Source organism: Curtobacterium sp. MCBD17_040 (assembly GCF_003234805.2).
Lineage (GTDB): Bacteria > Actinomycetota > Actinomycetes > Actinomycetales > Microbacteriaceae > Curtobacterium.
The window spans coordinates 559366-581423 of record NZ_CP126274.1 but is presented as its reverse complement, the minus strand read 5'-3'; the positions used below and the strand labels follow the sequence as shown (position 1 = coordinate 581423).

The window sequence follows — 22058 nt, the reverse complement described above, 5'->3', positions numbered from 1 at the left end:
TTCCGCTCCGTTCTGTGCTCGAGGAAGGCGGTTGCGGACGCGGCTTCGCCGTCGTCCCCCTCCCCTATGCCGGACGGGGCCAGGCTGCCGGCGGCGCCGCTTGTGAGCTCACGCGGACATGTTCATGATCTCGTTGAAGCCCTGCACGGCCTGGCTTCGCAAGGCGGATGCGAGCTGCAGGCTCGTCTGCGCCTGCGCGGCGGCGATGGTCGCCGTCTGGATGTCGCTGAGGTTCCCGGTGACCGCGTCGATGTTCAGCTGGTCGGACGTGGACTGCGTCTGCTGCAGGTTGTTCACCGCGCTGCTGAGCTGGGTGGCGAAGTCGGAGGCGCCGTTCGGGGAGGCGGTGGCGGTGACGCTCGGGGTGCTGGCGCCAGTGACGCCGGACAGGCCGGAGATGCCGGAGATGGCGGAGACGTTCATGGTCAGTTCTTTCCGATCTGCAGGGCGGCCTGGTAAATGCTTTGCGCGCGGTTCGCGACCTGCGCGTCCGCCTGGTACGCCCGCTGCGCCATGATGAGGTCCCCCATCTGGCTGGACAGGTCGATGGTGGTCTTCTTCACGTACCCGGTCTTCGGGTCCGCGTTCGGGTCATCCGGGGAGTACACAAGCTGCCCCGCCGACGACCCGAACGGGGTGGCGGCGAGGGATACCCCGTCGGTGCCGGCGTTCGCTTGCGCTTCGACGTACCGCTCCTGAAACGCTGGCGCGTTCGGGCTCGTGGTGTCGTTGATGTTGGCGAGGTTGTCGGAGATGGCGTTCAGCCATGTCTGGTTCACGGACAGGCCGGTGCCGGCGATGCCGAGCGCGTCGAGAGTCATCGTTAGCCCTTCAGAACGTCCTGCATCTCGGTGAACTGCTGGGTGGCAGCCTGCGATGCGAACTGGAACTTGAGGACGGTGTCCATGTTCGACAGGTCCTCCTCGTTGAGGTTGACGTTGTTGCCGTTCAGCTGCGTCGGCTCCAACGACGTCGTCGTGGTTGGCGCAACGTTCCCGGACCCGGCGGCGACCGACTGGCTCAGCGCCGCTTCGAAGTCGACAACCTTCGCCTTGTAGTTCGGGGTGTTGATGTTCGCGATGTTGTCGGCGATGGCGTTCTGCCGTTCGGACAGACCGTTCAAGGCGCTGCTGAGAGCGTTGAGAGTGACGGATTCGAGCACGGCGGAGGCACCTACATGATGAAAGGGGTGGGGCCAATCCGTGGCGAAAAGAAGGGTGAGCGATCCGTGCTCACCGAACTCCATTCGGCGGCCGGTCCCGGAATGTAGGCGACTCGCTACGAGACGGTGTCGTGGTACACGGGCACGGCGACGGTCGACGGTGACATGTACCGGACGACGCGGCCTCGGCCGTGCACATCGTCCATCTGCTTCCGGATCCCGGCGATCGCGGTCTGCTGGTCCGCGATGATGCTGCGAGCCAGCGGCTGCAACGCTTCGGGGAGCGGTCCGGCGTTCTCCGGAGGTGTCCACTCCGGGAGGGGTTCCCCGGCGGCGGCGAGTCGCGCTCGGTGGGAGAGCGTGTCGAGGGCGTCGAGCCAGGCGAGCTCGGACGGTTCGAGGGTGGACGGTTCAGGCAACAGCCATCACCGCTCGCTCGGCGGCGGCTGTGGGAGTGTCCCACTCCGGTTGGCGGGTGAGGACTGCGTCCGCTTCATGCCACGCCTGCTGGAGCGGTTCGATGATGCCGATGCATTCGGCGACGATCTCCACGTTCCGGGACCCGGTCGCGGCGATGAGGGCGCGGGTGATGTACATGTACAGGGCGAGCAGCTGCTCGGCGCCGTCCCACTTGCTGGTGTCGAGGGTGCCGGCAAGCATCCCGACGCAGTCGCCGGCGTGCCGAAGGCGGTAGTTCGCGACCTGGTCGTCGCCGGTCTCCATCGCCTTCTGCGCGATGCGGAGGTCCAGCATGAGCCGGGCGTACAGCATGGCGACCAGCTGCGATGGGGTGGCGGAGAGGATCTGGTTCTCGCGGTACTTCTCGAACGGGGATGCCATCGGGGTTGCTCCTCAGGTTGGGACGTGTCAGCGAACGCTGGCAGTCGAGGCAGGTCAGCGAACGCTGACTAGTTGTTGTTGCTGCTCCACTGGTCGACCTGCTGGGTCAAGTACGACGACTCCGACTGCATCTGCGACAACGTGGTTGCCAGCGCGGTGTACTTCGCGGTGAGCATCGTCTTCTGTGCCGCGAGCCGGGTCGTCCAGTTCGTGTCGGTGGCTTGGTCCGCCTTGATGCTCGACTGCTGCGACGAAATGGAGTTGGTGATGTAGCCCTTGTACGGGTCGGACGCGGCGGTCACCGCGGTGTTCACCCGTCCGAAGATGATCTGAATCGCGGCGGTGGTGCCCTCCGGGTCGGAGTCCAACGCGGTGGTGAACTTCGACGAGTCGAACGACAAGGTGCCGTCGGAGTTGATGGCGATGCCGTACGCGGACGGGGACCTGCCGTTCACCGGCTGCGCGATCGCTTGCTGCAGCTGCGTGTACAGCTCGGAGGTCATCGAGTCGCCGGTGAACGACCCGGCGGTGAACGTGGTGGTCCCATCCGCAGCGGTCGTCGTGGTGCCAGCCTGCTGCGTGCTGATGTAGCTCAGCAGCTGGTTGACACCGGAGACGACGTTCCCCGCCATCGTTGAGATGCTCGAGTCGTCCCGGGACGTGGTGATGGTCGCTGTCGCCGTCGTCGGTGCGGACACAGTGACGCTGAGCCCCGGTTCGATGTCGGAGAACACGTTCGTGGATGAGGTGACCGTCTGCGCGGCGGCGGTGCCGGGCCAGAGGGTGACTTCCGCGTCCTGCGCGGAACTGATGGTCGCAGCTCCCGTGGCGGTGAGCAGGTTCGTGGCGGTCCCCGCGGTGACATCCGACGGCGTTCCTTCGTAGAAGGAGAACGATGCGGAGGACCCGGACTGGGCGCTGGTGAGCTGCAGCCGGTAGGTGGTTTTCCCGTTCGCGTCGGTACCGGTCGCAACGGCGGTCGCGGCGATGCCGACCTTCGCAGCGTTGATGGCGGTCGCCACGTCGGTAGGGTTCGTGGACGCTGCATTCACCTCGGTCTGGGTGCCGTCCGCTCCGACGACCGTGAACGCGGTGCCGGTGAACGCGCCGGTAGACGCCGTCACGGACACCTGCTTCGCGGCGACCTGCGTGACCTGCAACGACAGTTGGGTGGCGGTGGCGTTCGTTGTCGCGGTCGCCTTGATGGACGAATATGACGACGTCGCGGTGAGGAGGTTCATCGCGTTGGCGCTGAGGTCCCCGGTGACGCTGGTCTGCAGCGACTGCAGCGCCGTGTTCAGGGACTGGTAGTTGGTGAGGTTCGTCTGCTCGGTCTTCATCCGCGCCTCGAGCTGCACCTGCTGCACACCCGCGGCGGTCATCAACGCGTTGATGATGCTGGTCGTGTCGAGGTTCTGCACGAGGTTGGTCGCAGTGACCTTCCCGTCGGAGCCGACGCTGATGCTGGGTGTTGACGTCGCCGAAACGGTCGTCATCGGGTTCTCCTCACCTGATGTGGACATGCAGAAGCGGGCGGCGGCACCGGCCTAGCCGGTTGACCGCCGCCCGCTTCATCGGGCTCAGCCCTGGAGCAGCTTCAGGACCTGCTGCGACTGCTGGTTCGCCTGCGAGAGCATCGCGGCGCCGGCCTGCACGAGGACGTTCTTGCTGGTGAAGTTCGCCATCTCGGACGCCATGTCGGTGTCGGAGATGGTCGAGTTCGCCGCCGTGAGGTTCTGCGTGTCCACGGCCAGCGACTGCTGCGTGGACTGCAGACGGTTCTGCGTCGCACCGAGGGTGGACTGGGCGCTCGACACGTTCTGGATCTGCGTGTCGAGGGCCGCGATCGACGCCTCCGCGTCGGTCGTGTTGTCGAACGTCAGCGCCGAGACCGCCGTGGCGACCGTCGCGACGTTGGCGCCCGAGAGGTCCACCTGGATGGTGTCGTTCGCGGCCGTGGAGCCCGCGCCGACCTGCAGGTTGAGCTTCCCCGTCCCCGCGCCGGCGCTGCCGTCGAGGAGGTTGATGCCGTTGAAGTTCGTGGACGACGAGATGCGGGTGAGCTCGTCCGCGAGCTGGGTCACCTGCGTCTGGATGTCGGTCCGCGAGTTCGCGTTGTTCGTGTCGTTCGCGGCCTGGACACCCAGGTTGCGGACGGTCTGCAGGATGGACGACACCTGCGAGAGCGCGCCGGACGCGGTCTGGATGAGGTTGATGCCGTCGGCGGTGTTCTGGCTGGCCTGGGTGAGGCCGCCGGTCTGCGACTGGAAGCCCTGCGAGATCGCGAGGCCGGCCGGGTCGTCGGCCGCCGTGTTGATCTTCGAACCGGTCGAGAGCTTCTGCATCGAGCTCTGCAGAGCGGTGTCGTTGGTGTTGAGGTTGTCGAGCACCATCTGCGCGGACAGGTTGGTGTTGATGGTCATTGCCATTGTGGGGGTTCCTCCGTGAAGGGCTGGGTTTCACCGCCCATCCGTGGGTCGGCACCGAACCCATATCGGCGGTACCCCCACGCCCGTAGTCGAGTTGCGAAGAAATTCCTCCGGCTGCGCTTTTCGCCAGTGCTGGTCGGCTGAAATTGCCGGGAGCTGGTGCGGGGCCGCGACCCCACAGCCGGTGTCGGGGCGGGTCGTCGGCGGCGGCGACCGGGCCGCACCAGACCTGCAGTTTGGTTCCCGAGTGGAAGCGAGAGTCGGTGTCCGCGCGCGGGCCCGACTCGCTGGCGGGTGGTCAGAGAGCGTTGCGGATGCCGGGTGTCGGGTCGAGGGCGTGCGGGCCGGCGTACGCCTCCGCGGTGACCTGGATGCGCGCGTGTTCGGCTTCGAGCTCTGCGTTCACGACCGCCATCTGCCCGGTGCGGGACAGCGCGGCGTAGCGGGCTGCGCGGCGGCGGTCCTGCACGACGAGGGTGGTGATGAGCGCTGCGATGGCGGCGGCGACGATGACGGGTGCGAGCATGGTGGTCTCCTGAACGGGGCGCCTTCCGAGCCTTGTGGGTTCGGTTGGCTGTGTGGCTTGTACCAGGAGATGTATGCGGCGGCCGGCCCGCAGTCACGACGGCGGCCGCCGCAACCCGGTTACGCGGTGACGCTGTTCCCGGCGCTGTACTCGCCGAGCTGCCGGAGGTACTGACCGCGCTTGGTCTTCTCCTTCACCGGGGCGACGTCGTGTCCGGGGACGCCGTCGAAGTGCATCGACCAGCCGTCGCGGAGGAACCGGACCGCTTCGTTGCGGGCCTGCGACACCGACACGTGGGTGATGCCGAGCTCGTCGGCGACGTCCTGGACTCGCTTGTCCTCGAAGAACAGGCGGGTGACGATGAACCGCAGCCGGTCGGGGAGGTTCTCCACCGCGGCGCGGAGGAACCGGTCACGTTCCTGGTTCTCCGCGCTTTCCTCCGGACTGATGACCTGGGACACCAGACCGAAGTCCTCCGACAGTGGCACCGGCGCGCCGACGTTGCTGCCCTTGATGTCGCGGATGGTGTCCGCGCCGACGCCGAGGATGTTGCCGAGCTCGTCGTTGGTTGGGGTGCGGCCGAGGGTGCTGGTGAGCTGTTCGGTGACGACACCGAGTTCGGTCAGCTTCTTCCGGTTCCCTCGGGACGCCCAGTCCTTGCTGCGGAGCTCGTCAGCGAGAGCGCCGTTGATGCGGATGCGGGCGTAGGCGTCGAACGGGACGCCGCGGTCCGGGTCGTAGGAGCGGGACGCTTTCACCAGGGCGAACTGGCCAGCTGACGCCAGTTCGCTGCGGTCAAGGTTCGTTGCCTTCGCGCAGAGGTCGGAGACGATGTAGCCGACCAGCGGCAGGTGGTCGGTGACGAGCAGGTCACGGTCGTGCGTGTTCACGGAATCCTTCACGGGGTGGTGCGCGGTGCGCGGGTCGAACAGGGCGAGCACCGGGGTTCCTCCCCTGGTTTCGTCTGCCGGCCAGTGCCTGCGGCGGGTTCCCCGTCAGCGGCTTCCCGTTCCGTCGAAGAAGCCGCCTACCGAGCCGCAGGCTGTGCCGATGAGGACCTATGCGGCGAACACGACCGCACCCGACGACCTGATCGCCAAGGAGACCCGATGGGCGCCAACGAGCTATCCGCCGCACTGTGGCGGCAGCGTGAAGTGCTGGACCTTCTGCTGTTCAAGTACGAGGAGGAGCACCTGCTTCTCGCCGCAGGGAAGTCCCGCTGGATCCCGCAGGCGACCCGCGAAATCGAAACCGTCGTCGACCAGCTGCGGACTGCGGCGCTGCGCACCTCCCTCGCGATGGCGACCGTCGGCGAGGAGTGGGGGTTCCCGGAGGACGGCAAGCTCGGTGATGTCGTCACCGCAGCACCGACGGAGGCGTGGAAGGACATCTTCGGCAAGCACCGTGACGCGCTGAAGGAGCAGACCCACCACATCCGGCAGCTGCGGGACACCAACGACCAGCTGCTGCGTCAGGCGCTCCGGTCAACGCAGGAGATGCTCAGCGCCCTCAGCACCCCCGCGGACACGTACACCGCCGACGGCGGCAGCGACCGCAGCACCGCGTCGCCGGCGCTCGTCGACACGAAGGCGTAACCGATGGCAGGCACCTTCTCCGGCATCCAGTCCGCCTACTCCGGCCTCACTGCAGCGCAGACCGCGCTGAACGTCGTCGGTCAGAACATCGACAACGCATCCACCGCCGGCTACGTCCGCCAGCGGGTGGAGCAGACCGCCGTCGGCTCCCCCGCCCAGGTCGGCCTGGCTGGCGGGACGACGCAGGCAGGTCAGGGTGTGCTGGTCACCGCCATCAGCAACCTGTCCTCGGTGTTCCTCGACTCCCAGGTCCGCGCCGCATCCGCCGCGAACTCCTACACCGGCGCTCGCGCCACCGGGTACACCAGCGTTGAAACGGCGCTCGGGGAACCCAGCGACGACGCGCTGTCCAGCCAGATGAACTCGTTCTGGTCCGCGTGGAGCGACGTGTCGAACCAGCCCGGCAACGACGCGCCCGTCGGAGCGCTCCTCGGGCAGGCGCAGACCCTCACCACCCAGATCGGTGACGCGTACCGGTCCATGCAGATCGGCTGGTCGAACACCTACCAGAGCGCCGGCACCGAAGTGGACCAGCTGAACGCCCTCACCAGCCAGGTCGCCACCCTCAACGGTCAGATCCGCAGCACCATCGCCTCCGGGAACAACGCCAACGAGCTCACCGACGAACGCTCCCAGCTCGCCGCGCAAATCTCCGCCCTGGCCGGAGGGTCCGTCGCCCAGAACTCCGACAACACCATCAACATCACCATCGGCGGCAGCAACGTCGTCGACGGCACCAACGCCCGACAGGTCAGCCTCTCCGGCGCAGACACCCTCGAGAACGCGTCCGCTAACCCGGTGACCATCACCTGGTCCGACCAGGTCGGCGGCGCACCGCTGTCCCTCACCGGCGGCAGCATCGCCGGGAACCTCAGCCTCCTCGCCGGCGCGAACCCCGCCGGCACCGGCGGCGCGTACGCGCAAGCAGCGGACGCGTTGAACACCCTCGCCACGAGCATCGCCACCAGCGTCAACGCCGTCTCCGAAACCGGCGCCACCGCCAACGGAACAACCGGCACCGACTTCTTCTCCCTCACCGCCGGGCAGCCCGCCGCGCTCAGCATCTCCGTCATCCCCACCAACGCAGACGGTGTCGCTGTTGGCACGCCCGGTGCAGGAGCGAACGACGGCAGCGTCGCCGACCAGATCAGCCAAATCGGCACCGGCGCCACCTCACCGAGCAACCAGTGGTCCACCTACGTCGTCAGCCTCGGCACCCAGTCGTCGGTGGAAACCCAGCAGTCCACCCTCGCCACCACCACGTACAACTCCGCGGTCACCTCCCAGCAATCGCAGGAAGGGGTGGACCTCGACGAGGAGAGCATGAACCTCCTCGAAGCGCAGCACGCATACCAGGGTGCCGCCCGCGTGATGACCGCGATGGACCAGATGCTCGACCAGCTCATCAACCACACCGGAACGGTAGGAATCTCCTGATGTCCATGCGAGTGACGAACTCGATGCAGCTGCTGCAGTCCGAGTGGAACATCCAGTCGTCGAAGGCGTCCCTGGCGACCCTGGACAACGAAGCGTCCAGCGGCGTGAAGCTGAACCTGCCCTCCGACGACCCGACCGGAACCGCGAACCTCCTCGGCATCAAGCAGCAGCAGGCGCAGAACACCCAGTACCAGCGGAACGCCGCGGACGGGTCGGGATGGCTCCGCACCCTCGACACCACCCTCACGTCCGTGGAAACCGACGTGCAGAAGCTCCGGAACCTCACCGTCGAAGCGGCGAACGGCACCAACAGCACCTCCTCCGACACCGCGCTGTCCGACCAGATGCAAGCGGTGAAGTCGGACCTGCTGTCCCTGGCGAACACCCAGTACCAGGGCCGCACCGTGTTCGCCGGCACCTCCGACGCCGGCGTCGCCTTCAACAGCAGCGACTACTCCTTCACCGGCTCCAACACCGGAACCGTCGAGCGACGCATCAACGCGACCACCACCGTGCAGGTCGACGCCAACCGGTCGCAGATCTTCGGCTCCGGGTCGAACAGCCTGTTCTCCCTCATCGACCAGATCAGCACCGCAACCGCCACCGGCGGCGACGTCAGCTCCTACCTCAGCAGCATCGACACGTACGAGAAGAACGTCCTCGGCGCCCACTCCACCGTCGGCGCGAACCAGAACCGTCTCAACGCCGCCACCGCATCCATCAGCACCAACCAGACCGCGCTGACCTCCGCCCGCTCCAGCATCGAAAACGTTGACACCGCGCAGGTCATCGTCCAGCTCGAGAACCAGCAGAACACCTACCAGATGGCGCTCCAAGTCACAGCGCAGTCATCCCAGAAGACCCTCATGGACTACCTGTCCTGACCAGCCCGAAAGGCACCCCGATGACCACCACCGCACTCACATTCCCCACCCCCATCGCCGGCCTCAGCCCCCTCCGCGACTACACCCTTGCTCCGGTGCCCGACACCGACGGCGTGTACGCCCTGCAGAGCGTGGACCGCCCCGAGATCCGGTTCCACATCCTCAACGCCGCCACCCACATCCCCGCATACCAGCCGCTGCCGAACACCGACGACCTCGACGTGTTCGTCATCGTCACCGCACAGCGCGGCCACGACCGCCTCCACGTCAACCTCCTCGCCCCCATCGTCGTGAACCGCACCGCCGGCACCGCCGAGCAGGTCATCCTCCCCGACCCCGACCGGTACCCCCTCGACGTGCCCCTCACCGACCTCATCGCCGCGTAACCGAAACGGGGAGCGGGGCGCCGACGAGCATCGCTCAGCAGCGGTAGCCTCAGGCCATGACGGACCCGAGTGTCAACCGCCGCTTCAACGACTGGCTCCTCGGGCACCCGAAACCCTGGCAAGCGGCCCTGTCGTGCGTCATCTGCATCGGGTGGGGCGTCGTCGCGATCCTCGACAAGAGCGTGTTCATCGCCTCCGTCGCCGCCATCGCGTTCGTCCGCGCGGCGCTGCAAATCACCGGCGTTCTCCGCGACCAAAGAAACCACACCGGGCACTACGCGCCGAAGACGGCAGCCACACTCGGGGAGTCAGGCGGGACCGTCGCGGCCGACGGTGACCCACACCAGGAGCAACGGTGAGCAACCAGCAGCCGCGAACCTTCGCGGAGAAAACCCGTCCTTGGCTTGCGGGCATATGGCTACTGCTCGGCGCGCTGTGGCTCGTGGACGCCGTCCTCACTCCGACCATCTTCCACATTGTGGAGGCGAGTTTCTGGCTCGTTGGCGGAGGCGTCTACGTCACCGTCGCTCTACTGGAACGGAAGAAGTCGGGCAGACGCCAGGAAGCGCCGGCAGCCCACGAAACCAGAGCGCAGCGGGAACCGCAGTGATGGACGAACCACCCGAGTTGCCGCCCCGGTCGCCTGAGGAGCTCCGCCAGTTGCGGAGGTGGATCTGGGTGGTCTGGATCGGGACGGGCGTCTTCGTGGTCGCCCAGGCCCTCGTCGTCCCGATCATCCTGAACTACGTCCTGATCGCAGTATGGCTGCTCGCCAGCATCGCTCAACTCATCGTGAAGTTCCGCCAACGGAGAAAGGGTGCGGGCCCGAAACAGAGCCGCTGACACGAGCGGCGGTCGTGCGCTAGTGCCTTCGGCCGAGCTTGAAGAAGCAGAGCTCGAGGACGACATCACCGGTCACGCCGGGTCGCCCCACTCGCCGACGGGTACGTCACATCGACATCGACCACGACAGCCCCCGAAGGTAGGGCTCGGCGTCACCGCGTCACCCGGGCTGTGCACCGCCGCGCACGTGACCGTTGTGACCATCATCCGAAAGCGCGACATCGGCGGTGTGCCCAACGACACTCGGTTCGGCGAACGCCGACGAGCCGGTGACGAAGTGACGCTAGTTGCTGCCGAAGCGACCACAGACCCAACCTTCGAGGAGGGCTTCGACCGCGTCTTGGCGTATGTGGCAACACACGGAACAGCGAGTGTTCCGCAGCTGTACGTCGAACCGGACGGGTACCCGACGGGGATGTTCGTCGCGAATCTCCGGAAACGACACGCCAGAGGAAGCCGCATCGACCCGTCCCAACTTCAACGGCTCGAGGCGCTTCCAGGCTGGGTGTGGAACGCCAAGGAAGCGAAGTACCAGGCGGCTCTCAACCACTTGCGGCGGTACGTCGCGAAGACCGGTTCCGTGAAGATGCCACCCCAGTACACAACCGACGACGGATTCAAACTCGGCAGCTGGGTCGAAGACCAGCGTGCAGCGCTGACAGCTCAGAAAAGCCAGAAACGCAAGATGACCCCGGAACGAAAAGCGGAGCTGGAGGTGCTCCCCGGTTGGGTGTGGGCTTCCAACGAAGAGCCGCTAACAGCCGAGTTCGTTCCGCAGAAGGACTCATTCGAACGCGGGCTTGAACTGATGCGCGAGTACATCGCCAAACACGGCAACGCCGACGTCCCCAACAGTTACAACCGGCCGTCCGACGTGTTCAATCTCGGCATCTGGGCGAAGAACCAACGCGCCGCCACCAAGCCGGGGTCGCAGCGACCGATGACAGCTGAGCACCGCGCGGCGCTCGAAGCGCTCCCCAGTTGGTCCTCCAGCCTCCGCTGGACCAAGGCCACCGAACCGGCCCCCCAGCCGGATCAGACCTGACCTCAGAACGCCTGCTTGTCGTATCCGTTCGGCTTCGTGTGGAACGGATTCTCCCACTCCAAGCCGGCGGCGACGGCGCGGGTGAGGGATTCCAGGCCGAGGCCGAAGTAGCAGAAGCCGTGCTCGACAGTGGCCTGCTGGTTCGGGAGGAGGCACACGAGACGCCAGTTGAACAGCGTTCTCCAGACCTCGATGACGTACTCGTCGGTGGCTTTCACTCGCCAGCCGTTGTCGATGCGTTCCAGCTGCTGCCCGCCGGCAGCCGCAGTGACGACGTCCTCGTTCGCGGCGCCACGGCGGTGCAGCGCGCCGCGGAGGGCACCTTCGGCGCGGGCGGCAGCGTCACGCCATCCCGGGCAGTGAGCAACCCAGCCGGGGCGTCAGAGTTCTGCCTTCGGGAGAACGTGCCGTTGGAAGCGCGAGGATGATCCGACGAGAGAAACGCAGCCATGACAAGCATGTGCGCGGGCGCTAGTCGTCCCCGAGGTGCACGTCCGACTCGGGCCGTTCAAGGCCGGTGAACTGTCCGCCGCTGCCCTTCGGAGAGCCTGTGGGTCGGCGTCCCTGCTTCGGAGATGGCGTCGGGCGCTGTGCTCGAGGTGCCGGCGGGGGACCTTGGACGAGACAGCGGCGGACAGCTTCGCGCAGCGGGTGCAGGTCGCCGTGTGCTGCCGCACGTGACACGGCGATGTTCTCCTCGGGTGTGAGAAGCGTGAGGTCCACCTCGTGGCCTGCAGCTTTGCTGAGCTGCCGCCAGAACAGTCTCTGCGTGCGCCCGTTCCCTTCGCGGAACGGATGGAGGAAGTTGACCTCCTCGAAGTGCTCGGCGAGTGCGTCGATGAAGTCGTCCTCCGCGAGGTTCCGGAGATTGTTGGCCTCCGCGAGGTGCCGAAACGCGAACCCGGAGCGCAGCAATGCGACGGGCGCGAAGTGGTCACCACCCTTACTGATCTCCACCGTCCGAAAGTGCCCTGCCCAGTCGTAGACGTCCTGAAACAGGCGGCGGTGGATCTCCCGCAGATGCTGTTCATCGCCCGTCGGACGGACGGGGTCCAGCTTCAGTTCCGCGTAGCGCGCGAGCGCCAAGTTCGCTTCGAGCCGGTCGAGCTCTTCCTGGGTTCGAGCGCCTACGAGGTTACGGAGCACACCGGTCCCCGGGTCGACATACGGGTCAGCGAACTCAGGCACGCACGATCTGTGCGCGGGCTGCCTCGATGAGCCCCGCGATGTCGAGTTCGCCGGCGATGAACCGCTCGGTCTGCTCGAGGTACGAAGGTGACGGCGCGAGCCCCTCGAGCGCCAACGTCCGCACGCCCTCGTCGATGATCTCCCGCCGGCGGGCGCTCTCCTCTGCACTGATGCGCAGCGGCGGGGTCGAAGTCATGGTCACGATGGTAGTTCTCGGCTTTCTTGAACAGTTCGTAGTCGGCGCCGCCTGTTCCCAGCGCGTAGTAGGGCTCCGGTTAGGAGCAGTGGCCGCTGCTGTGGCTGCCGAACAGCCACCAGGTGTTCCCGCCGCCGCCGCTTCCGCCGCCATGTCCGCCGGATCCGCTGCCGCCGTCGTCTCCTCCGTCATCGCTTCCGCCGCCGTGCGGGGCGACCGGTTCCTCCGGTGCGATGTGCGGTTCGACGGGCACTTCAACGAACGCTGGTCGGATGAACACGGACGACGTCACGGATGGTGTCGGTGACGGGGACTTCGATGCGCAGCCGGACCCGCATGCGGACAGGGACAGCGCGGCAACCACAGCGACCACTGTCGTCAGCGCGGCACGGCGCAGGAGTCGGTCACGCATCGACGGTCTCCCCCACGTTCGCTGCGTTCCGTCGGAGAGTCGCATCGGAGTCGAGCCCCGCCTCCTGCGCGGCTCGCTGCTTCTCCGGCGACTGGTACTGACGGTGCATAAGCGGCTCCTTCATGGCTGTGCGTGGCACCGACGGTGACTCTAGGCGCGGGCGGAACATCCACCTAGGCAGTGGCGTCGGAGTAACCGCGGACGAAACCGGCGTGTTCCTCCAGGGAGAAGGCGGACTGGAAGCGGACGAACAGCTGGGCACTGTCCACCGACACGAGCCGACATAAGCCTCGTCTATCCAGTTCACGAACAGCTGCTGGGTGACATTGCGTCGGTTCCGCAAGCGGTCCTAGCGTCGCTGGTGTCGGGTTGTCGCAGCAGCTTCGTCGTCACGATGCTTCCCGCGGTTTGCGAGACGCTGGCGCAGCGGAGTCACCCGACGTGAGATGAGGTTCGAAACCTAGGTGAGGCCGGTCCGATGACCGCCATGTCGACGTTCCTCCCCACAGGTCCTATGTTCGACGGCCCGCCGCGGAACCCGATCACCGCCATCGTCGGCGAATGGAGATGGGGCCGGGCGGCTCACCCCGCAAGCGAAGGTCGTGTGTGATGCCGTCGTACTCGCCACCACAACAGCAGCCTCGTTCTTCAGCAGAGTGGCACCGGCATGGGATGCGAAGCCCGGCCGAACTGGAAGCCCTCGTCGCGGTTCGTCTCGGCTCAACGCGGGAGCCCACGTACGCAGACTTCCTCCAGACGTAACCCAACGACCGGACCAGCAAACCGTGACGTACCGCACCGTCGCATCCCGAGCCGCTTGGTTGTTTCTCCACGACGACACTGCCCGACCGCGGCGACTCACCCTCAGGCGCTTCTTTCGAAGAGTCGAGCTTCGCCACGCCGGTGAGTGATGCTAGCTTTCTGTCGCGGTCGACCCGTCCGCGGTTCCCACCCCAAAGCCGACCGCAACCGCGACCGCGACCGCCTCGGGCAGTACTGCTGATGAGCTCGCGTTCACGGGCACGTCGGTGCTCCCGGGCTTCCTGGCGGCGTTGCTGCTGCTAGCCGCCGGCGTCGGCATCCGCGTCACCACTCCCCGGAGTCGTCGCAGGTAGCGGCCCGTCGTCACGGGACGTGCCCCGAACTGCGGCGCGGACTCATCGTGCCGCGCGTTCCTCCGGCGGGAGCGCCGCCCACTCCTCGGCAGCGTCGAGGATAACCTGCAGCGTTTCGACGTCGTCTTCCCATTCCGGGTCGAACCACGTCGACAGCCAGCCGGTGTGCTCGAGAGCTGGAGTGAGCAGTTCATGCGGGACGGACGCCATCGCCGCGGTGAACGGTTCGGCGGCGAGGCGTCCACTGAGCAGCATCGTGACCATGCTGTCGATGAAGCTCCGCTGCCCGAGCGCGGTCGACCGGTCCGGGGTGAGACGCAGCTCTTCGACTGCTGCCGCGAAATGCTCGGACAACCGGGTGGGGTTCTCGCTCGCAGGCAGGCCCGCAAGGTACGCCAGCGACTGAGAGTCAGCGCCGGCGACGAGGGCGTGCGCGGCAAGCATCGGCAGTGCACTCGGATGCAGTGGTGCGAAGTCCGTTAGCAACGCAGCCTCCCGCAACGCTGTCAACGTGTCCGGGCCGTCGCCGGGCACCCCTGCAGTCAGCGACCCCAGGTTTGGTCGCTTCACCACGCCACCGGACGTAGAGAACGGCAGCTCCACCACAGTGAGGAGCCCGTCGGCCACCCACAGCGTCACGCCCTGACCGGCGATGGCACCAGCGGCGAACCCGACCACGTCCAGCGGACCATCCTGGACCGTGGCACGAGTAGCCCGCGTCACGTCGACGGTCACGCTGACGCAGTCCTCACCGATGAGCGTCACCGCAATCATGTGGTCGAGCTGCGGCAGGAGCGCCCGCTCCTGCGGGTCAGTGGCAGCGAGCAGGATCCGTCGGCACAGCTGCTGCACGTACGGCACATCCAGCTGCGGCTCCGGCCGCTCCGGCGCTTCCCATAGCTGCGGCGCCGCGGCGTCCGATGAGCGGAATCGGCGATGCCGCGCCCACATGCCGCCAGCACCCGCGCAGACCAGAACGAACGCGTACGTCGCAAGGCCCACCACGTCACCGTCCACAGGCAAGATCCTTGCATTCGCCGCTCCGCCGTCACTCCAACGTCGGCGAGATGGTTATGCGCGGAGCATGAGCCTCACCGTTAGTGGTGCGCGACCGCGATGACGACGATGAACGCCACCACGAACGGTGCGGAGCCCCACACTGTCCACTTTAACGCGTTCTTCCCACGGGGTGACTTCGGGACCCACCCGCCACCGGGACCTGCAGGAATCGACATGCGCTCAACCTAGCGCCCCGCCAGAGGGCTTGCCCGCCGCTCAGAGTCGATGCGCTCCCATCCGGCCGTCGGGTCAAGCGGCCTGCCCAGCTGCAGCCTTCCGTGCGTCCATGTCGATTGCGTTAGTGGAGGCGAGGCGGAGGAACTCCTCCGGAATGGTGCATTCGACGGGGATGACGCGGCCTGCGAGGTCGGAGTACATCCACACCGACCCGCGAAGCACACGGCGCGTGGCCGGGTCGCGGAGCGCTTTCATGGAGTTCCAGTTCGGTGCAGCGTTGTCGTCACGGCCGTAGGAGTCCATCGTCGCCGGGGAGGTAATCCGCTTCATCCGGTCGTCGGTCGCCTCGATGTTGAACAGGTCCAGGGCCGCTTTCGCTTCCACCGGGTCAGAGATAGGGCCGACGAAGCCGCGGGAGATGAACCCGGCCAGGCCTGCGCGTTGGGCGCCAGAGATGTCCTGACTGAACAGAATCGGCAGCACGCGTTGGGACCGGGCGAGCCGGCCGAGGCGCTCCACTTCCTTCGGGTCGGAGTTGAGGATCGTCCACGCCTCGTCCTGCATGATGATGCCGTCCCGACCGGTCAACGCGGTCGACGCCCCGAAGATCATCATCCGCACCAACGCCAGCGACACCCGCTGCGGGATGTCCAGCCGTTCGTGCGGAGTACCCGGGGACGGCAGGTTCAGGTGCGAGTTGCCGACCTTGATGAGGGTGATGCCGTCGTGGATGCGGAGCGCCTGCGTGCTCGGGTTGAAGCCGACCATGGCGCGGAACTGGCTCGACGCTTGCGCGAGTTCGACGATGCTCTGGAACAGCTGTCGCCAGGCGACGTTGCTCGGATTCGACTGCACCGCGATCCCCAGCGCCTGCCCGATGCATGTCGCACCGTGGCCGACCCCGTAGTTCAACGCGGCGATGAGCGGCACCTCCATGTTCGCCCGCTCGTTGCCGAACGGGTTCACGCTGAGGATCATCGACGCCGCCATCTCCACACCGTCCTGACGGGTGATGGCGAACCGGAGCGGATCCAGCACACCGTCCGCGGAGATGAAGTCATCCAGCGACGCCGTCTGACCACCAGACAGAGCAGTAGCGCCAGAGTGGTCCGAACCGGTGTTGTGCGTCGGGATGTACCCGCCAGCGAGGTACGTGTGGTCCTCCTCAGCCACCCGGATGCAGCGAGCCGGCTCCGACGCGATGGGCGTGATGGAGACGATGTAGTGCTGTGAGGAACGCGGTGTCGTCGTGCCTGCTAGTCGCTCGAGCTTCCGCGGCAGGCGGAACACCGGCTTCTCGGTGCGGAAGGTCACCACCCACTGGCGACCAACAACGCGTACCCGCTTCTCCCCCGCGCTGTTGGGGTCGGGCTCGCTGATGGTGGCGTTCCCCTCCCAGATGGTGGCCTTGATACCGAGGCTGCGCACCACCTCGAGCAGGTCCCGGGCCAGCGCCTCATTGGTGAGGCTGATGCGAGCATCCCCTCGCGTCTTCACTGTGCCGTCCGTGTCCATGAGGCCCTGGACGAGGGCGAGTCGCTGCTCGACGGACGCAGTCCGGTAGTCGACGGGGATGTGCTTGTTGGAGAGCACGTTGAGTTCCCGGAGCTGCGTGATGAGGGCATGGTTCGTGACGGGGCTTCGCGTGGCGACACCGCGGTAGACCTTGTTCTGCTCGCGGGAACAATCCGGGCGCACCAGGCGGTCCCTGTCGTCCCCGCTGTACCGTCTGCGTTCGCTGTCATGCCCGCGCGGGCACAGCGCTTCGTCCCGCCCGAAGTAGAACTCTGCGAGATGCGTGTCTGTGCGCGTCAGCGCAGGCCAAATCGCGCGATACTGCGCCTCGAAGAAGTTCGCGTCGCCGAAGCCGGACACGATCTGTCCGGCCTTGCTGGTGCCGTCCCCCAGCCAAGCACCGAGCAAGTACGGGTCGACGAGGAGCTCCTTCTCCGGGTACTGAACGGCTCCGGCGAGGGGCACCGAGAACTTGGACTGCCCGGTGGTCGTCTTGACGCCCTCTTCGATGAGTTGCGCAGTGGTGAGGTCGCGGAGCTGGCTGTCCATGCCGCCGCGTCCCTCACGGATACGCCGGCGGCCCTTCGCGTCGGTGACGACCCAGCGGTGCTGCCCGTCTGCCTTGATGATTTGCCCGTCGTCGAACTTCACCTCGTAGAGGTCGGACTGCTCGAACAGGGGGCTGAGCGCGGTGATGGTGGTTGGGCGGCCGTGTCGGTCGAACACCTGGTCGCCGACGCGGAGGTCACCGTTCTTCCGCCACCCGGACGGGGTTGGGATGGGCGTGTCAAGCGACAACGCCTTCGGGTCGATGATGACCACTGGTCGGCCCATGCGGGCGAACTGGTCGGCGAGCCAGAGCATCATCATCGACTTGCCGGCGCCGGATGCGGCGGCCACAACGCAGATGGGGGTGCTGTCTTCCTTGGCGATGGCGGTCGGGGACAGCAGCGCCGGCTGCCGGTCCCGTTCCGTAAACCCGACGATGGCTCCTTCACGGTCGCCGACGGTGCTGAGGGACGGCAGACCGGAGTACGCGACAGCGGTGTCGGGAAGGTCGTGCCGGTTCGGGTTCGCGCGAACCTTCGAGGCGAGCATCGATTCCGCCCACGCGGACTTCTGTCGGTACAGCATCGAGTTCATCGTGACCTGCATCCCCGACAGTTCGGAGACGTCGTCGAGCTTCCCGTCGAACGCCATCAGCACGGATGTGTCCACGAGGGTTGCCGGGCCGCCGGAGGCGTACGCGTTCTCGACGTTGGCGAGGTTCTCGATCTTCTCCTCGAGCTCCGCCTTGTCCATCTTCTGCTCGCGGTACCGCTCCTGCTGGTCGTCCATGTTCTGCTTCCGGTTTCGGCGCAGCTCACCACGGGTGACGACGGCAGGTTCCACGAGACCGCGGATGGAGATGATGGCAGCGTCGGCGGTGACGTAGTCAGCGATCCACTGCGCCGAGCGTTCCCCGGCATTGACGTACGGCAGGTCGATGTCCTGCACTGAGGTGAACGAGATGGCGCTGGTTCCCGCCAGCGGCGGCCACTGGTCGCAGTTGTCGGCGCCGAGCTGCTGCGCGAGAGCGACCGCTTCCGCAGAGGAGAACACGTGCAGGTGGTCGGCGTGGAACAGGGTTGGGGTGTCCGGGAACTCCCCGCGGTTCCACCAGGAGTTCGCGAGCTTGAAGTCCTTCTTCGTCATCTCCGTCAGACCGGCGCGGCTGAGGGCGCCGCTGACCGCGTTGTAATCCCGGTCGTAGTCGGACATGGGGGTGCCGCCGCTGACGAGTGTTTCGGTGACCGAGTCGATGGCGGCGCGGAACCCGCCGGTGCCGATGCTGGAGTCAAGCTTCACCCCGAACAGCAGCAGCCGTGAGTAGGTGATGGTGTTCGGGAACTGCTCGGCGAGGTACCCGCCGATGGGGCCCTCAGCGGGTCGGAACTGGGTGGGGATGTTCACCAGCAGCAGATGGGTGTCCCGGTAGGCGCTGCGTGCGAGACCGCGACGGTTCGCGCGGACGTTCGTCATCGCCGCGAGTTCCTCGTACGCGTTGACGATGGGTTGCGCGGCGCGGAGGGCATGGTCGGTGGTCTTCGCTTCGGTGACCGGCGCCAGCGGCACCTTGCGGTACAGCCAGACGCTGTTGTCGATGCCGACGAGACGGCCGTCGCGGGTGCGGCCGGCGACCATTGTCGGGTAGTCAGGGCTGGTGTTCGCCATGGGCTGTCCTTGCTCGCGGAGCGGATGAGCTGCAGGGGGTGGGAGTCGGGTGCTGTGGCCGGCCTGCACCTGAGCACATGCGGCTAAAGCGGACCGGTGGGCACGTGCCGGTCAGCCGCCGGTTGTTGCCGAGTCCGCTGCGGCCGCCGGCGCTGGGGTGCTGCCATTGGACGGCTGCCCGCTGATGCCGACTAGTGCGTTCTGGTACGGCTGCAGCGTCGGCCCGCTGCCGGGGCTTCCCCATGCGGTGACGACGGGAGCGGCGGTGTTTGCCTGCTGCACGAGCAGGTCGTACGTCACCGACGGCAGCGTGTCCTGCTCCTGTCCGGGCGCTGGCGCCGGGTTCCCCTTCCACTGCAGGTACAAGGTGACGCGCACCAGCTGCTTGCTGCTGCGTTTCCCGTTCCCGGCGATGTTCGCCGTCGGGGACCCGAAGTCGTACGCGGCCGCGTCAATGGTCGCGGTGACGCTGGAGACGTTGTTCAGGGTCTGGTAGGTGTGCTTGGAGACCTTGTCCTGCACGGCAAGGCGAAGGTCGTCGGAGGATCCCTTCGCGAATGCGTCGGCCCACAGCTTCACCGTCTGCGACACCGCGGATGACGCCGACGAGTCGTACAAGCCTGGCCAGGTGCCGGACGCGTTCGAGGTTTCCGACGTGATCTGTGTCGTGTCCGCGGCAGGTTCCGGTAGCAGCGACGGGCCGGCGAGGACCGCAGCGCCGTACGTCTTGTTCACTGCCACTTCCACGTCTACCGCGTACGTCTGCCCGAGCCCGTCCTGCACCGTGAAGTGCTGCATCTCCGTCGTGTACGCCGCGGACACCACGGTGACCTTCCCGTTGGAGTCCTTCGGGTTCGCCGGCTTCTTCACGATGGACTGCCCGTCGTAGGACAGGATCTGCCCCTTCCCGGCAACCGGCGACGGGCTGCTGGCAAGCCACTGCTGCACGGCGACCGTCGCGGCAGTGCGCCCCTTCACATCAACGACTGCGGCGGCGGAGGTGTGCGAGGCCCCGGACCCGTGATTGTTCACTGCGGAGCTCCACGCCATCAACAACGCCAACGGCAGCAGGAACACGCTGGAGAACACCCAGATGCGGAAGAACCGCTGACGTCGCTCCAGCTTCCGGGTCGGCGTCACGCGGGCGCGAGGGACGTCCTCGGCTTCGTCGAGCCAGTTCGAGAGCGGGTCGTTCTTCTTCTTCGCCATCGGCTTTCACAAAAGGTTCGGGATGGAGCCGCGTCGGGACGGCGGAACGGTCACACGGAAACGATGCGGCGACGCCGCAGCGGCGTCACTTCGAACGGAGCAACGCCACCGCCGCGTCCACACGGCCGCGGATGGCTGCGGAGTCCCCGGCGTGCAGCGCCCGAACCAACGCGATGGCAGCCTTCGGGTCCGACGACGGCATCTCACCGGACACACCGTCCAACCCCGCGAGGAGCTTCCACACCGCGCGGAGACGCGCCCGGCCCAACGCGGTGGCGGTGACACCGGCTTCCAACGCGTCCGCGTCGAGGATGGTCTTCAGGTCGTTGACGACCTGCAGGTCGCGGGCGTTCGCGGTGATGATGGCGACGGTCAGGTCAGCGGTGTTCGCCGCGTTCACCCCGAGGATGCTCGCTGCGACCTGCACCAGACCCGGCTCCGACGCCTGCACCTCGAGGACCTTCGCGACAGCCTTCCGGACCAGGGCCCGCTCACGAGCGGCAGCCCGGCGAGGAGCGGTGAGACGACGACGCGCGTCCTCCTCGTCATCGTCATCATGGTCGTCGGCGTCGTGCGCTTCGTACGGCTTCTCGTCGTCGAGGGTGATGCTGCCGTCCCGAGCGTCGGTGACATCCGCCCACGGGTCGTCGTACACCGTGAACGCCTCATCGTTCAACGCCGCCGCATCCAACGCCGACAGCGGCGGAACCTCCGGAGCCGGAGCAGACGCAGGCTGCGGGGCGGGGAGCTCGGGCGCCGGCGCAGGGGTGGCGACCGGCGCGGGCGCAGCGGCGGCCGCCGGCACGGGCGCGGGAGCAGGGGTGGGGACAGCCGGAGGTGCCGCGGGGGCCGCGGCAGGCGCGAGAACGGTCGGAGCGGACGGCTGCGGCACAGCGGCAGGAACCGGAGGACGCTCAGCCGCAGCCGCAGCCGGGGCCGGGGCCGCCGACGGAACAGCAGCAGGCACACGCGGAACCGCCGGCGGCGGCGGGGTCGCCCCCGCGGCAGGAACAGCGAGCGGCACCGACGGAACCGCCGGCGGAACCGCAGGCGGCACATAGGCGCCACGCTCAGCGCGAGCAGCCGCGCGGGTCAGGTGCTGTTCCGGCGTGATGTTCTGGTCGGTCAAGGCGGTACTCCTGCGTCGCTCGGGAAGCGCCCCGAGACAACGGGGCTCCCCCATCTATGCGGCGAACACCGCCCGAGCCGCAGCAGTGACGGGCCGCGCGAGCAGGCCGATAGGTTCTCCATGTGCAGCGAGAAAAGGTGCGACGGCGTCTGCGGAAGGCCGTCGGCGGCGACCACCTCGTCCTCGTTCAGCGAAAGACAGAACGAGGTGTCTTCTACACCGGTTTCGTCCTCGCGCTGGGACGGAAGTGGGTGCTGCTCGCTCGGACCATCGACGGTGGCCTGTTCAACGGCTACATCGCCTTCCGACTCACCGACATCGCGTCCGTGCGTCCGGACTCGACGTTCGAGTCCCGCGCCGCTCGGCTTCGCCCGGAATGGCCGCCGTCGTTCCCCCGAACGCTCGACACCGTCAACCTCGACACCACCGCCGGCGCACTCCGCACCATCCCCGCAAACGGTGAGCTCGTCGGCGTTCAGTCCAACCACCGCTACGACGCCTTGTGGATCGGTGTCATCCACGCCGTCACCCGCCACTGGGTGTACCTCCACGAAGTCCGGCCCGACGCGACCTGGCACGACCACGCCGCCGGCCGACGCCTCCGACGGCTGACCGTCATCGAGACGGACGGGCACTACATCCGCGGAATCCGGTCCGTCGCCGACAGCGAGCCACCGCTCGCCGAAGGTTGAGGACC

At 67.1% G+C, this 22058-nt stretch carries 25 protein-coding genes; 9 read left to right on the top strand and 16 right to left on the bottom strand.

Features of this window, described 5'->3' with window-relative positions; all coding sequences use genetic code 11:
* Positions 1 to 108 precede the first annotated feature (108 nt).
* From fliE to DEI94_RS19520, 9 genes are all read right to left on the bottom strand, one after another.
* Positions 109 to 423 carry a flagellar hook-basal body complex protein FliE gene (gene fliE, locus DEI94_RS19560; RefSeq protein WP_111025290.1) on the bottom strand — a complete coding sequence of 105 codons (315 nt, stop codon included), beginning with the start codon at positions 421 to 423 and terminating at the stop codon, positions 109 to 111.
* Positions 424 to 425: 2 nt separating this feature from the next.
* On the bottom strand, positions 426 to 821 hold the full coding sequence (locus DEI94_RS19555) for a flagellar basal body rod protein FlgC (protein WP_111025288.1): 396 nt from the start codon (positions 819 to 821) through the stop codon (positions 426 to 428).
* Between the two features lie 2 nt (positions 822 to 823).
* Positions 824 to 1162, bottom strand: coding sequence for a flagellar basal body rod protein FlgB (locus DEI94_RS19550; protein ID WP_111025286.1), 339 nt, complete (start codon positions 1160 to 1162; stop codon positions 824 to 826).
* A gap of 116 nt (positions 1163 to 1278) precedes the next feature.
* Positions 1279 to 1581 (bottom strand): hypothetical protein, encoded by a 303-nt coding sequence (locus tag DEI94_RS19545; RefSeq protein WP_111025284.1) that lies wholly within the window; start codon positions 1579 to 1581, stop codon positions 1279 to 1281.
* Positions 1574 to 2002, bottom strand: coding sequence for a flagellar export chaperone FliS (gene fliS / locus DEI94_RS19540; protein WP_111025283.1), 429 nt, complete (start codon positions 2000 to 2002; stop codon positions 1574 to 1576). Before fliS ends, DEI94_RS19545 begins: the two co-directional genes overlap by 8 nt.
* Positions 2003 to 2070: 68 nt before the next feature.
* Positions 2071 to 3498 carry a flagellar filament capping protein FliD gene (gene fliD / locus DEI94_RS19535; RefSeq protein ID WP_181441675.1) on the bottom strand — a complete coding sequence of 476 codons (1428 nt, stop codon included), beginning with the start codon at positions 3496 to 3498 and terminating at the stop codon, positions 2071 to 2073.
* 84 nt (positions 3499 to 3582) lie between these two features.
* On the bottom strand, positions 3583 to 4425 hold the full coding sequence (locus DEI94_RS19530; RefSeq protein WP_349815170.1) for a flagellin N-terminal helical domain-containing protein: 843 nt from the start codon (positions 4423 to 4425) through the stop codon (positions 3583 to 3585).
* 304 nt (positions 4426 to 4729) lie between these two features.
* On the bottom strand, positions 4730 to 4957 hold the full coding sequence (locus DEI94_RS19525) for a hypothetical protein (RefSeq protein WP_111025277.1): 228 nt from the start codon (positions 4955 to 4957) through the stop codon (positions 4730 to 4732).
* A 119-nt stretch (positions 4958 to 5076) separates the two neighbouring features.
* Positions 5077 to 5898 (bottom strand): sigma-70 family RNA polymerase sigma factor, encoded by an 822-nt coding sequence (locus tag DEI94_RS19520; protein ID WP_111025275.1) that lies wholly within the window; start codon positions 5896 to 5898, stop codon positions 5077 to 5079.
* A gap of 168 nt (positions 5899 to 6066) precedes the next feature.
* Between DEI94_RS19520 and DEI94_RS19515 the strand changes: the two genes are divergently transcribed.
* From DEI94_RS19515 to DEI94_RS19480, 8 genes are all read left to right on the top strand, one after another.
* Positions 6067 to 6552, top strand: a complete 486-nt coding sequence (locus DEI94_RS19515) for a flagellar protein FlgN (RefSeq protein WP_111025273.1) — start codon at positions 6067 to 6069, stop codon at positions 6550 to 6552.
* A gap of 3 nt (positions 6553 to 6555) precedes the next feature.
* Complete coding sequence (gene flgK / locus DEI94_RS19510) at positions 6556 to 7989, top strand: flagellar hook-associated protein FlgK (protein WP_111025271.1); 1434 nt, start codon at positions 6556 to 6558, stop codon at positions 7987 to 7989.
* Positions 7989 to 8873, top strand: coding sequence for a flagellar hook-associated protein FlgL (gene flgL, locus DEI94_RS19505; RefSeq protein ID WP_111025269.1), 885 nt, complete (start codon positions 7989 to 7991; stop codon positions 8871 to 8873). Before flgK ends, flgL begins: the two co-directional genes overlap by 1 nt.
* 20 nt (positions 8874 to 8893) lie before the next feature.
* A complete protein-coding gene (fliW, locus tag DEI94_RS19500) occupies positions 8894 to 9259 on the top strand; it encodes a flagellar assembly protein FliW (RefSeq protein ID WP_111025267.1) in 366 nt (121 codons plus the stop codon).
* Positions 9260 to 9315: 56 nt separating this feature from the next.
* Positions 9316 to 9618 carry a hypothetical protein gene (locus tag DEI94_RS19495; protein WP_111025265.1) on the top strand — a complete coding sequence of 101 codons (303 nt, stop codon included), beginning with the start codon at positions 9316 to 9318 and terminating at the stop codon, positions 9616 to 9618.
* Positions 9615 to 9869: a hypothetical protein gene (locus DEI94_RS19490; protein WP_111025263.1), complete on the top strand. Its 255-nt coding sequence runs from the start codon at positions 9615 to 9617 to the stop codon at positions 9867 to 9869. The genes DEI94_RS19495 and DEI94_RS19490 overlap by 4 nt, the downstream gene beginning before the upstream one ends.
* Positions 9870 to 9919: 50 nt before the next feature.
* Entirely contained in the window at positions 9920 to 10102 is a 183-nt protein-coding gene (locus DEI94_RS19485; RefSeq protein WP_146249371.1) for a hypothetical protein, read from the top strand.
* 187 nt (positions 10103 to 10289) lie between these two features.
* Complete coding sequence (locus DEI94_RS19480; protein ID WP_181441674.1) at positions 10290 to 11147, top strand: helicase associated domain-containing protein; 858 nt, start codon at positions 10290 to 10292, stop codon at positions 11145 to 11147.
* 2 nt (positions 11148 to 11149) lie between these two features.
* On the opposite strand, the gene DEI94_RS19475 is transcribed toward DEI94_RS19480, so the two are convergent.
* The 7 genes from DEI94_RS19475 to DEI94_RS19445 all read right to left on the bottom strand — a co-directional run bounded on the left by DEI94_RS19475 (position 11150) and on the right by DEI94_RS19445 (position 20908).
* On the bottom strand, positions 11150 to 11365 hold the full coding sequence (locus DEI94_RS19475) for a hypothetical protein (RefSeq protein ID WP_111025257.1): 216 nt from the start codon (positions 11363 to 11365) through the stop codon (positions 11150 to 11152).
* Positions 11366 to 11618: 253 nt separating this feature from the next.
* The gene (locus DEI94_RS19470) at positions 11619 to 12335 is read right to left on the bottom strand and encodes a Fic/DOC family protein (protein WP_111025255.1); all 717 of its coding nucleotides are present in this window, start codon (positions 12333 to 12335) and stop codon (positions 11619 to 11621) included.
* A complete protein-coding gene (locus DEI94_RS19465; RefSeq protein WP_111025253.1) occupies positions 12328 to 12531 on the bottom strand; it encodes an antitoxin VbhA family protein in 204 nt (67 codons plus the stop codon). Before DEI94_RS19465 ends, DEI94_RS19470 begins: the two co-directional genes overlap by 8 nt.
* A 1569-nt stretch (positions 12532 to 14100) precedes the next feature.
* Positions 14101 to 15075, bottom strand: coding sequence for a hypothetical protein (locus DEI94_RS19460; RefSeq protein ID WP_111025250.1), 975 nt, complete (start codon positions 15073 to 15075; stop codon positions 14101 to 14103).
* Positions 15076 to 15366: 291 nt separating this feature from the next.
* Positions 15367 to 19023 carry an ATP-binding protein gene (locus DEI94_RS19455; protein ID WP_111025248.1) on the bottom strand — a complete coding sequence of 1219 codons (3657 nt, stop codon included), beginning with the start codon at positions 19021 to 19023 and terminating at the stop codon, positions 15367 to 15369.
* A 111-nt stretch (positions 19024 to 19134) separates the two neighbouring features.
* Complete coding sequence (locus DEI94_RS19450; protein ID WP_111025246.1) at positions 19135 to 20232, bottom strand: hypothetical protein; 1098 nt, start codon at positions 20230 to 20232, stop codon at positions 19135 to 19137.
* Positions 20233 to 20317: 85 nt separating this feature from the next.
* The gene (locus DEI94_RS19445; RefSeq protein WP_111025244.1) at positions 20318 to 20908 is read right to left on the bottom strand and encodes a hypothetical protein; all 591 of its coding nucleotides are present in this window, start codon (positions 20906 to 20908) and stop codon (positions 20318 to 20320) included.
* 590 nt (positions 20909 to 21498) lie between these two features.
* Here DEI94_RS19445 and DEI94_RS19440 point away from each other — a divergent pair.
* The gene (locus tag DEI94_RS19440) at positions 21499 to 22053 is read left to right on the top strand and encodes a hypothetical protein (protein ID WP_111025242.1); all 555 of its coding nucleotides are present in this window, start codon (positions 21499 to 21501) and stop codon (positions 22051 to 22053) included.
* Positions 22054 to 22058: the final 5 nt, after the last annotated feature.